General features: G+C 36.3%; 12 protein-coding genes and 1 tRNA gene. All 13 read right to left on the bottom strand.

Annotated features, from left to right (window positions below):
• Window positions 1–165 precede the first annotated feature (165 nt).
• Window positions 166–612, bottom strand: a complete 447-nt coding sequence (gene rplI, locus AB1630_07365) for a 50S ribosomal protein L9 (protein ID MEW6103611.1) — start codon at window positions 610–612, stop codon at window positions 166–168.
• Window positions 609–854, bottom strand: a complete 246-nt coding sequence (gene rpsR / locus AB1630_07360; GenBank protein MEW6103610.1) for a 30S ribosomal protein S18 — start codon at window positions 852–854, stop codon at window positions 609–611. The genes rplI and rpsR overlap by 4 nt, the downstream gene beginning before the upstream one ends.
• A gap of 16 nt (window positions 855–870) precedes the next feature.
• Window positions 871–1,839, bottom strand: a complete 969-nt coding sequence (locus tag AB1630_07355; protein MEW6103609.1) for a Gfo/Idh/MocA family oxidoreductase — start codon at window positions 1,837–1,839, stop codon at window positions 871–873.
• 375 nt (window positions 1,840–2,214) lie between these two features.
• Window positions 2,215–4,167 carry a methyltransferase domain-containing protein gene (locus tag AB1630_07350; GenBank protein MEW6103608.1) on the bottom strand — a complete coding sequence of 651 codons (1,953 nt, stop codon included), beginning with the start codon at window positions 4,165–4,167 and terminating at the stop codon, window positions 2,215–2,217.
• Between the two features lie 14 nt (window positions 4,168–4,181).
• A tRNA-Pro gene (locus AB1630_07345) sits at window positions 4,182–4,257 on the bottom strand.
• A gap of 13 nt (window positions 4,258–4,270) precedes the next feature.
• Complete coding sequence (gene sppA, locus AB1630_07340; GenBank protein ID MEW6103607.1) at window positions 4,271–5,182, bottom strand: signal peptide peptidase SppA; 912 nt, start codon at window positions 5,180–5,182, stop codon at window positions 4,271–4,273.
• A 49-nt stretch (window positions 5,183–5,231) separates the two neighbouring features.
• Window positions 5,232–5,894, bottom strand: a complete 663-nt coding sequence (phoU, locus tag AB1630_07335) for a phosphate signaling complex protein PhoU (GenBank protein ID MEW6103606.1) — start codon at window positions 5,892–5,894, stop codon at window positions 5,232–5,234.
• 82 nt (window positions 5,895–5,976) lie between these two features.
• Complete coding sequence (locus AB1630_07330) at window positions 5,977–6,837, bottom strand: dihydropteroate synthase (protein MEW6103605.1); 861 nt, start codon at window positions 6,835–6,837, stop codon at window positions 5,977–5,979.
• A 39-nt stretch (window positions 6,838–6,876) separates the two neighbouring features.
• A complete protein-coding gene (locus tag AB1630_07325; GenBank protein MEW6103604.1) occupies window positions 6,877–7,395 on the bottom strand; it encodes a flagellar basal body-associated FliL family protein in 519 nt (172 codons plus the stop codon).
• Window positions 7,395–7,919 (bottom strand): flagellar basal body-associated FliL family protein, encoded by a 525-nt coding sequence (locus AB1630_07320; GenBank protein MEW6103603.1) that lies wholly within the window; start codon window positions 7,917–7,919, stop codon window positions 7,395–7,397. Before AB1630_07320 ends, AB1630_07325 begins: the two co-directional genes overlap by 1 nt.
• Before the next feature lie 68 nt (window positions 7,920–7,987).
• Window positions 7,988–8,467 (bottom strand): pantetheine-phosphate adenylyltransferase, encoded by a 480-nt coding sequence (gene coaD, locus AB1630_07315; GenBank protein ID MEW6103602.1) that lies wholly within the window; start codon window positions 8,465–8,467, stop codon window positions 7,988–7,990.
• Complete coding sequence (gene murI / locus AB1630_07310; protein MEW6103601.1) at window positions 8,439–9,254, bottom strand: glutamate racemase; 816 nt, start codon at window positions 9,252–9,254, stop codon at window positions 8,439–8,441. The genes coaD and murI overlap by 29 nt, the downstream gene beginning before the upstream one ends.
• Window positions 9,255–9,275: 21 nt before the next feature.
• A partial coding sequence (gene rpoD, locus AB1630_07305; protein MEW6103600.1) for an RNA polymerase sigma factor RpoD occupies window positions 9,276–10,123 on the bottom strand: 848 nt, incomplete at its 5' end.

The raw sequence follows: 10,123 nt of genomic DNA, 5'->3' as shown, positions 1-10,123 counted from the left end.
ACATTGGGATTTCATTTGTCATTGGGATTTGGACATTGGGATTTTTATTCTTTGGCTTCATTATTTTCCTTAACATTATCTAAACATATACATTCCTTATTTCCCTATAGGGTGAATAGTTACATTTATTTTTAAATTGCCTAGATACTTCGTATTCCGCAATTCTCATTCTTCCTTTTCTACCAAAACCTTAAGGGATGCTTTTATATCGGTTCCTAGCTTAATTTCTACGCTATGTTCCCCCAAGCTTTTAATCCCTTGCTCTGGAAGAAGAATATCTTTTTTATCAATATCTATATTAAATTCTTTAAGGCTATCTTTTATCTCTTGCGATGTTACCTGGCCAAACATTCTATCCTCTTCACCTGTTTTCTTTTTCATCGTAATGGTCAAAGCCTCAATCTTTTCTTTTAATTCAATTTTTAATTTATTCTCCCTTTCTTCCCTCTTTTTTCTTTCCTCTTTTATTTTGTTCACTAGCTTAAGGTTCTCTTCTGTTGCCAATATTGCTTTTTTCTTTGGAAGGAGGAAATTTCTAACAAAGCCATCTTGTAGGTCAACAACATCGCCCATCTTTCCTTTTGGAATATCATCAAGAAGAATTACCTTCATTTTGATGTATAGGAAAGAAGGCCAAGTTGCCTTGCTTGCTTAATTGCCCTTGTCATCATTCTTTGGTGTTTAGCACAGGTTTTTGTAATCCTTCTTGATAGAATTTTTCCCCTCTCTGAAAGCTCCTTTCTAATAATTTCATAATCAAGCCAGGATATTTCTTTTATTTTTTCCTGACAAAAGAGGCAGGTTTTTCTCTTTACCTTTATCCACGGCGTCTTTTTCTTTATCTTTTTCTTCATAATTTATATTATAAGATTAACCTCCTTTTAATGTCAAAGGAATTTGTTTTAAAATATCCAAAGCTACCCTTAAAGACCTAATATCTCCTTCTGGCTCTACTATTGGTTTTGTTCCATTTGTGATACAATCTACAAAGTGCAAAAGCTCAAGTTTCAGGGGATTATCCTTATGAACAAAAATTCTTTCAACAAATGATTCCTGTTTATACCTTAATACCTCAGGGGATGTAAAGTATTCTGATGATGCCCTTCTGTGGATATGAAGGTCTTGTTCTGCATAATCAAGGAATATATATGCATCACCTTGAGTGACTGATAATGTCCTCATTTTCTCCTCAGTTATCCTTGATGCTGTTAAAGATGCAATACAGCCATTTTTAAATACAATCTGAAGGTTAGCAATATCTTCATAATCCGAATAAACCTTACTTGCAACAAGGCTTGTTTTTTCTATGTCAGATGGAACAAGGGAAAGGACGATGTCTATATCGTGAATTAAAAGGTCTAAAATAACGCCTGTGTCATTTATTCTTGGATTCTTTGGTCCTAGCCTTTTTGTCTCAATAAATATAGGGTTTTTTATAATATTTTTAAGCTCACAAACAGCTGCATTAAACCTTTCAACATGACCTGTTTGAAGAAGGACATTATTTCTTTCTGCAATCTCAAAAAGGGATTCTGCCTCTTTAATATTTGTTGTCATTGGTTTTTCAAGGAGAACTGGTTTTTTCTTGTTTAAAAAATCCAATGCTACAGGGTAATGAAGGCTTGTTGGAACAGCTATAGAGACAGCATCAATCTTATCATACATATCTCTATAATCTGTGTATGGTTTTGTATAATATTGAGATGCAATCTTTTTTGCCCTTTCCTCTACTATATCAGCAACGGCTGTCAGCTCGCAATTTGGAATTTCTGAATATGCCTTTGCATGAAATTCTCCCATATGACCTACTCCAACAACACCGATTTTTAATTTTTTCATTATTCTTTATTATAGATTAAATTAGTAAAAATTGTCTAGGAGCATCTAAATATACCCAAACAAAATTGGTTTTCAAGTATAATGTCTAGCTCTTTTTCATTAGTTTAAATACTCCAATAAAACTAAAAACTCAAAACGCAAAGCTCAAAACAACAACTCAAAATCGTTGATAGTCTATAGTTGATAGTCTATAGACCATAGACGATAGACCATAGACGATAGACGAAGTAATAAATCCTTACATCAGTTTTGCATTTTGCATTTTGTGTTTTGCATTTTAAATTTATAACCTTAAGAATTTAGAATTTCTTTTTTTCTTTCATAACACATAGAATTCTTGAAATTCAATTGATGTTCAGTATATAACACTTATATTCAATGAATCCCCAATCTCTGTAAGCCTGCCTTAATAATTGCATCAAGGAGAAATGGGTATGAGATGCCTGAAATGCTTGCCATCTTTGCTAAATGTCCATCATAGCACCATCCAGGATTAGGATTTACCTCAAGAAGCTTTGGGTTTCCTTTATCATCAAACCTCCAATCAAACCTGCAATAATCCCTGCATTCAAGCCTTTCAAATAGCTTAAGGGATGAATCAATAATAAGGTCCTTTGTTTCATCAGAAATCTCTGCCCTAATGGATTTTGTTTTATAATATGGGGAATTGGGAAGCCATTTTGCCTCATAGCCACATATCCTTGGAAGGTCTGGTGGAAGCTCTGAATAATCCTCTTCTATAATGGGAAGGATATTGTAGTCATCTGGAGGGTTTCCTATTATTCCAACGCTTATATCCTTTCCTGTAAGGAATTTCTCAACAAGAATGGGCTTTTCATAGCCAAATTTTTCCCTTATCCAAAGGATTGCCTGTGTAAGCTCATCAATGTTATTGACAACGCTTCTTTGTGTTATCCCAAAGCTTGAATCACCAAAATTTGGTTTTACAATCACAGGAAAGTTTATTGTAAGCTCAAATATAGAATCCCCTGGTTTTATGAAGAAAGCATCTGGAACAGGGACCCCCATTTCAAAGGCAACACCTCGAACCAGGGATTTGTCATAGCAGAATGCAAGGCATTGTGGGCCTGAGCCTGTATAGGAAAGACCAAGAACCTCTAAAAGGGATGGGATGTGAAGCTCCTTTCTTGCATCGTTGTTATAACCCTCATCGCACAGATTAAGGACAAGGTCTGTTTTTCCAATAATCTTTAATAGGTCAGAAACAATGGTATTATGGGAGTTAAGGTAGGTGAATTGATATTGGGAAAGCTCCCTTAATGCACTTTTAAGCTGGTCAATGGTATAGAAATCATCATCATCAAATTGATAATCTGGCTTTAGTATATCGGGTTTTGTTGGGTCTCCAAGGAGTACAGCTATATTCAACCCTATCTTTTTGCTTCTTTTTATCTGTGTCCACTCTTTCCTGACATCGGCTGTTATAAGCATTCTTTTCTCCATCATCCCCAAATCCTGATTTCTTTCTGATATTGCTGATATTCCATTGCCATTAAATGATATATTGGAAAAATTTGCATTTTTAAGAAGGTTTGAGATATCATCCTTTGTATATAGCCTCTCTGCATAGAATTGGTCTGCAATTACGCCCTTTTCTACATCTGTTATAACCTCTCTTGAGATAAGCCTTTGTCCATCTAATGATAATGACCTTTCCCTGCAGACAAAATGGTTTTTGTCCATCCACTCCCAAGACCTTGGATTAAAATTTGTCTTTAGATATTCACCATCAGCCAATTCTATAAGAAGCCTTCCCCAGGGCTTAAGAATCCTAAATACCTCATAAAGAACCTTTATATCATCCTTGATTGATTCGAAATATCCAAAGCTATTACCCAAGATTATAACGATATCAAATGTATCGGGTGGATATGGAAGCTTTCTTGCATCACCCTCTTTAAACTTGATATTAAGCCCCTCCTTCTTTGATAATGTTTTTGCTTTATAGATAAGGTAGTGAGATCTATCAAGACCCTCTACATTTAAGAACCCCCTCCTTGCAAGCTCTATTGTATGCCTGCCCTGTCCACAGCATAAATCAAGGATTTCCTCATCCTTCTTTGGTTTTAGTGCCTCAATGATTAAAGAAACCTCGTCTTTGGTTAGCCTCTGGTCATCTACAACATCTCCATCTGTCTTAAGATAAAGTGGATTAAAGATTTTCTTCCACCAATCAGAGGAGACATATTCTTCCAAATTTGCGACAGGACCAAATACCTTTGGTCTTTGTTGCAAAGGTTTGTCTTCTGATTTTGTTGCCTGTTGCGGAGGTTTGTCTAACTTCTTTCCATTTTGCTTTTCTTCCATTTTTATTCTCCTTATCGGGGTGACTGGATTTGAACCAGTGTCCTCAGCGTCCCGAACGCTGCGCGCTAAACCAGGCTGCGCTACGCCCCGGAAAATGCATTTCTTATGGTTGCCATATATATTTTAAGCTTGCAAATCCCATTTTTGGTTTTATGGCTCCTATAATACCCAAAAATTCCTCCATTATTCTTTCCATAGGCTCCCTTTCGTCTATTATCTTTGGCTCGCCCTTAATTCCAGAAAGCCTTGCTGCTTCTTTTATTGCTTTTTGAAATGTCCCTATTTCATCAATAAGCCCAAGATTTTTTGCATCTTCTCCTATAAATACCCTTCCATCTGCTATTTCCTTAAGCCTTTTCTCTGGAATCTTCCTTTCCTTTGATACAGCATTAAAGAATTGTAGAAATGTTTTATCAATAAGACTTTGGATTATTTCTTTTTCCTCATCTGTCATTTCCCTTGCAATTGAGCCTATATCTTTATGCTTTCCGCTCTTTAAACACATAAATTTAATGCCTATTTTTTCCATAAGGTTTTCAATGTTTGGAGCAAAAAATATAACGCCAATGCTTCCTATTATACTTCCCTCATCTGCTATAATCTTATCACCCGCACAAGCAATATAGTATGCACCAGAGCAAGCAACATCACCGATGCTGATTATAACCTTTTTTCCTTTTTTCTTAAGGGCTAAAAGCTCCTTATATATCTCTTGAGAAGCAGCAACACTTCCCCCTGGGCTATCTATTCTAACAACAAGGGCTTTGATTCTTTTATCTTTGGCTATGCTTGAAAGCCTCTTTGTTATATAATCAGCCCCTTTAAACCCTTCAAAAAATCCACTAGGCTGGCTTGTAGTTTCAATAGAACCATAGATATTAATGATGGCTATTCCCCTTTCTTCAAAAGGCCGAATTTTCTTCCCTCCCTGCTTGTTAATTAGGCTTGCTCCAATAATTATTGAAATAAGACAGAGAAGCAATAAAATCCCAACAAAAATCCCCTCCTTTTTCATCCTTATTTTCCTAAAGGATACCTCGCATCTTGACTATGGACTAATTTCTTCACTCTTGCTTTCTTAAAGGGTGCCTCACATCCTTTCCAGATATCATATATGTTACATTCTCTGCAATGTTTGTTGCATGGTCTCCAATTCTTTCAAGGTATCTTGCAACAGAGATAAGTGCCATAGCCCTCTTTACATTCTTTGGGTCTTCCATCATATATGTAAGAAGCTCACGAAATATCTGGTCTCTTAAACCATCAACCTCATCATCCCTCTCCCTGACATTTTTTGCCAATTGAACATCCCTTTCCAATAATGATTTTATAGAATCCATTACCATTGCCTGGGCTATCTCTGCCATCTTTGGAATGTCAATAAGTGGCTTAAGGGGAGGTTTAGAAAGGAGATATTCTGCCCTCTCTGCAATATTTATAGCCTCATCACCAATTCTTTCAATCTCATTGTTAATCTTCATAGAAGATACGACAAATCTAAGGTCAGCCGCAACAGGTTGTCTTAAGGCAAGGAGCATAAGCCCCATTTCATCTATTTCCATCTGAAGGTGGTTTATTTTCTCCTCTCTTTCATAAACACCTTTAAGAACATTGGAATCCCTCTCCTTAAGACCCTTTATGGAAAGAGAAATAGCCTCTTCTGCTAAAGATGCCATTTCCAATACCCTTTTCTTTAGCTCAAAAAGCTCCTCATCAAGCCTTTCCATTTTTTGTTATTATTATATCCATTGAAGAATTATTGTCAATCATTTTTTATTTGTCTTTTCAAAATAGGCGTGGGTTAATTTTTTAAAGCTCAAGCCATGAATGGCAATACAGGGATTCGTTTTTTAAAACCTTTATTGTTTTTTCTAAGTTAGTTCTTTTTTCTTGAGAGGCTACAGAAAGATAGCCATCTACAGAACCCTCTTTTTTAATCCCCTGCACTGTCTCCATAAAATCATCGTCTAAAACATTCACAATAGCAGAGTATATTCCAGCCTGATGAGAAATACAAAATGCACCTTGATTCATAATAGACCTTAATTCTGGTGATGGAATTCCTTGAGAAACATTTGACAATCCGCAGGTTGATTTACAAGGTGGGTCAAACAAAGAGGGAAGAATCTCAAGAAATTCCCTGAAATACACAACCTGTTTTTGGTCAACTGTTACAGTGAACATTACAGGGTCAATAAAGATTCTATCATTAGGAATACCAAGGCTATTCGCCCTTTCTGTAATCATTAAAGAAAGCGATACCCTTTCATCAACATCCCTCGGAAGCCCAGCATCTGTAAGGAGGAGACAGATGATATTGCAACCATATTTGGAAGCTAAAGGAAGCATTTTAGAAAGACGCTCTTCCTGGCAGGATGCAGAGTTTATAAGGGGTCTTTCTTTGCATAAAGCAAGCCCTCCCTCCATTGCCTCTGGATTTGTTGTATCAAGGGATAATGGAAGCCTTGAAACCTCCTGGATTACCTCAACAACCCAGGACATAAGCTCTTTCCCTTCCTTTCTTGCAGGGCCAATATTTACATCCAGCATATTTGCGCCCCTTTCTTCTTGCAAGAGAGCCAATTCCTGAATTGGCTTCTTATCCCTATTCCTCATCGCTTCCCCAATCTTTCGTGAGGTGATATTAATGCTTTCTCCAATTAAAACCATAGAATTATTTTATTTTTATCTTTAAATTTTGTCAATCTCCTATTGAACAATAATTTCACAGAATACATTTTCAATCTGGCCATCGCGAAAGATTGCATTTATTTCTTCCTTTATTTCCTTCTTAAATGCATTTTTCCCTTCTCTTGTTGATATTTCTGGTGTTGATGATATAAGGATGGTATTTACAATATCCCTCATCTCTGGCTTTCTCTCCTCAAGCTCTTTTACAAGAAATTCATATTTTTTGGCGTCATAGCTAAATGTAAGCTTTTCTACCTTAACATATGTAGGCTCCTCTGGGTTTATTATCTTTGCCAAAAATTCACCAAGCTCAAAATTATGAATCTCTCCTTTTTCATCTTCTTCAATTTCATCTGGTTTTATAAGAGATACTGGGATTTCATCCTTTTCAGCCACCATTTTTGTAACAATAATAGCGGTTACACCAGCAAGGATTAAGCCAATAATTATAGCAAGAACAATGACAATAGGCCCCTTTGGAAGGCCCTTTTTAGGCTTCTTCTCCTTTTCCTCTTCTTTCTTTTCCTCTTCAGCCATTATTGTATCAATATCTCCATATAAACATCCTCTATTCTTCCCTTCTTTGGGTTTAATATTTTGTTTATCTCGCTAATAAACTCCTTTTTTAAAGCCATTTTTCCATCATAGGTTGCAACATCAGACGATTTTTTAATAAGAATATCGTTTATTAACTCCTTTATCTGTGCCTTTCTCTCTCCTATCTCTGCGGCTAGGTATTTATATTTTCTTCCATCATAGGCAATACAAAGGTCTTTAACCTTGAGATACCTTGGCATATCAGGGTCTGTTAAGCGAACAAGAAAATCTCCCATCTTAGAAGAATTTAAGGCTTCCGGGGGTGGAATAATTTTTTTCTCCTTTTCTGGAGAGATAACAAGGATATATGGCTTATATGATTTTGCAACCATAAATGAGATAATAGCAGAAAGAGAAACAGCCACAGCGAGGCTTATAACTATTACGGCAATTTGGACAACCGGATTGCTTAATAAAGTCGGTTTTTTTTCTTCCTCCTCTAATAAAAGATCCTCTTCTGTCATCCTAATAACTTTACTATAATCTCAATTGCTTTGTCAAGAACGATATTTTATTTGAGTCAGTATCTGTTTTAAGGGGTTTCAAATTTAGATTTTAACCTTTTCTCTATTTGCTCTGGGACAAATCCTTTTGGAATCCTTCCAAGATTTGAAAGCTCTTTTACAACAGAGGAGGATAAATAAAAATATGCCTCATCTGTCATTAGAAAAACCGTTTCTAGCTCTGGATAAAGCCTTTTGTTTGTAAGTGCCATCTGGAATTCATACTCAAAATCAGAAACAGCCCTAAGCCCCCTTATAACAACCTTTATTTTATTCTTCTTAAGATAATCAACGAGAAGCCCTTTGAATGATGAGACGGAAATCCCTTTTATTTCTTTGGTTATCTCATTTAGCATTTCAATTCTTTCCTCTTTTGAGAACAAAGTCTTTTTTGTTGCATCCTCTGCACAGAGGACAACTACCTCATCAAAAAGAGAGCTTGCCCTCTTTATAATATCCAAATGACCAAGTGTTGGTGGATCAAACCTTCCTGGATATACTGCTTTCATATTCTTCTAAATCTATTCTTTGAATATCTGTAATTGAAATGTCAAGAAAATCAGCTGCCTTAAGCATAAAATCACCTGGCTCATCACTTATATAAAACCTTATTTTCCCACCTTTTGTGTTAAACAAGCCCTTTTTTTCCAATAGGGCCTTTGTAGCAATAGCGGTTGCACTAGATGAGCTGACAATGTAAACATCATCGCCAATTGTTTCTTTAATTGTTTGTAAGAGAAAGGGGTAGTGTGTACAACCAAGAATAAGGACATCAATTTTTCCCTTTAATTCCGAGAGATATTCCTCACATATAGCCTTTGTTATCTTCTTTGTTATCTTATTGTCAACCCACCCCTCCTCAACCAAGGAAACAAATAATGGACAGGCTTTTGCGATAACCTTTTTGCCCTGTCTTGCTATTTTTTTCTGGTAGATAGAGCTAGCAATCGTCCTTCTTGTCCCAATTACACCAATTGTTTCTCCAAGCTTTATTGCTTCCGAAACTGCAGGTTCTATGACACCAATGATATAGGGAAATCTCTGGGATAGGCTTTCCATAGCAACCGAGCTTACGGTATTGCAAGCTATGACAACAAGTTTTACATTCTGTGAAAGTAAAAAGGAGAGCGCCTGGTTTGAATACTTAACAACCAGAGATTCTGATTTTGAGCCATATGGACTTCTTGCAATATCACCAAAATAAATAATGTCCTCTTGGGGAAGCATTCTTATAATCTCCTTTAAAACGGTAACTCCACCAATCCCAGAATCAAAAATACCTATCGGCCTTTCCATTTATCTTAAAAATCCTAAATCCTAAATATCAAGATAATCCTTTAATTTCTTACTTCTTAGTGGATGTTGGAGCTTTTTCAATGCCTTTGCTTCAATTTGGCGAATACGCTCCCTTGTAACATTAAATTTCATCCCAACCTCTTCCAATGTATGGGGATAGCCATCCTCTAGCCCAAACCTTAAACTTAATACCCTTGCCTCCTGGAAAGAAAGGGATGTAAAAACCCTGTCTATTTCTTCCCTAAGAAGGAAGAATGTAGTCATATTTGCAGGAGAGGCAATGCTTTTATCCTCAATGAAGTCTGAAAGGCAAGTGTCTCCTTCGTCTCCGACAGGGCTTTCAAGGGAGATTGGCTCCTGAGAAATTCTTAAGACCTCCTTTACCCTTCCTACTGACCAATCTAGCTCTTCTGCAATCTCTTCGGGAGATGGCTCTTTTCCTATTTTCTGAAGAAGCCTACGGGATTCCTTAATAACCCTGTTTATCTGTTCAACCATATGGACAGGAACCCTTATTGTCCTTGATTGGTCAGCGATTGCCCTTGTGATTGCCTGTTTAATCCACCAGGTGGCATATGTAGAAAAGCGATAGCCCTTTTTATACTCAAATTTTTCAACAGCCTTTATAAGCCCAATATTTCCCTCTTGAACAAGGTCGAGAAAACTTAAACCCCAATTCATATATTTTTTTGCTACACTTACAACAAGCCTTAAATTAGAAGCAATCATTTTTTCCTTTGCATCCTCTATATCTACTTGAATTATAGTTAGCTCTTTTGCTATATCCTTTATCCTTTTTCTTGGTTCGCCAATTATTTGATGAAGCTCCTTAAGCCTTTTTATATATTCTTCCCTTTTCTCTTTTAGTT

This window comes from bacterium, assembly GCA_040753555.1.
Taxonomy (GTDB): domain Bacteria; phylum UBA9089; class UBA9088; order UBA9088; family UBA9088; genus JBFLYE01.
Note: the sequence above shows the minus strand (reverse complement) of the source record. Positions and strands in the feature narration are given on the sequence as shown.

What these genes read in the sequence shown, in the direction of transcription:
- rplI (MEW6103611.1), bottom strand. Translation starts at nt 612, where the DNA reads ATGAAGGTAATTCTTCTTGATGATATTCCAAAAGGAAAGATGGGCGAT.
- rpsR (MEW6103610.1), bottom strand. Translation starts at nt 854, where the DNA reads ATGAAGAAAAAGATAAAGAAAAAGACGCCGTGGATAAAGGTAAAGAGA.
- AB1630_07355 (MEW6103609.1), bottom strand. Translation starts at nt 1,839, where the DNA reads ATGAAAAAATTAAAAATCGGTGTTGTTGGAGTAGGTCATATGGGAGAA.
- AB1630_07350 (MEW6103608.1), bottom strand. Translation starts at nt 4,167, where the DNA reads ATGGAAGAAAAGCAAAATGGAAAGAAGTTAGACAAACCTCCGCAACAG.
- sppA (MEW6103607.1), bottom strand. Translation starts at nt 5,182, where the DNA reads ATGAAAAAGGAGGGGATTTTTGTTGGGATTTTATTGCTTCTCTGTCTT.
- phoU (MEW6103606.1), bottom strand. Translation starts at nt 5,894, where the DNA reads ATGGAAAGGCTTGATGAGGAGCTTTTTGAGCTAAAGAAAAGGGTATTG.
- AB1630_07330 (MEW6103605.1), bottom strand. Translation starts at nt 6,837, where the DNA reads ATGGTTTTAATTGGAGAAAGCATTAATATCACCTCACGAAAGATTGGG.
- AB1630_07325 (MEW6103604.1), bottom strand. Translation starts at nt 7,395, where the DNA reads ATGGCTGAAGAGGAAAAGAAAGAAGAGGAAAAGGAGAAGAAGCCTAAA.
- AB1630_07320 (MEW6103603.1), bottom strand. Translation starts at nt 7,919, where the DNA reads ATGACAGAAGAGGATCTTTTATTAGAGGAGGAAGAAAAAAAACCGACT.
- coaD (MEW6103602.1), bottom strand. Translation starts at nt 8,467, where the DNA reads ATGAAAGCAGTATATCCAGGAAGGTTTGATCCACCAACACTTGGTCAT.
- murI (MEW6103601.1), bottom strand. Translation starts at nt 9,254, where the DNA reads ATGGAAAGGCCGATAGGTATTTTTGATTCTGGGATTGGTGGAGTTACC.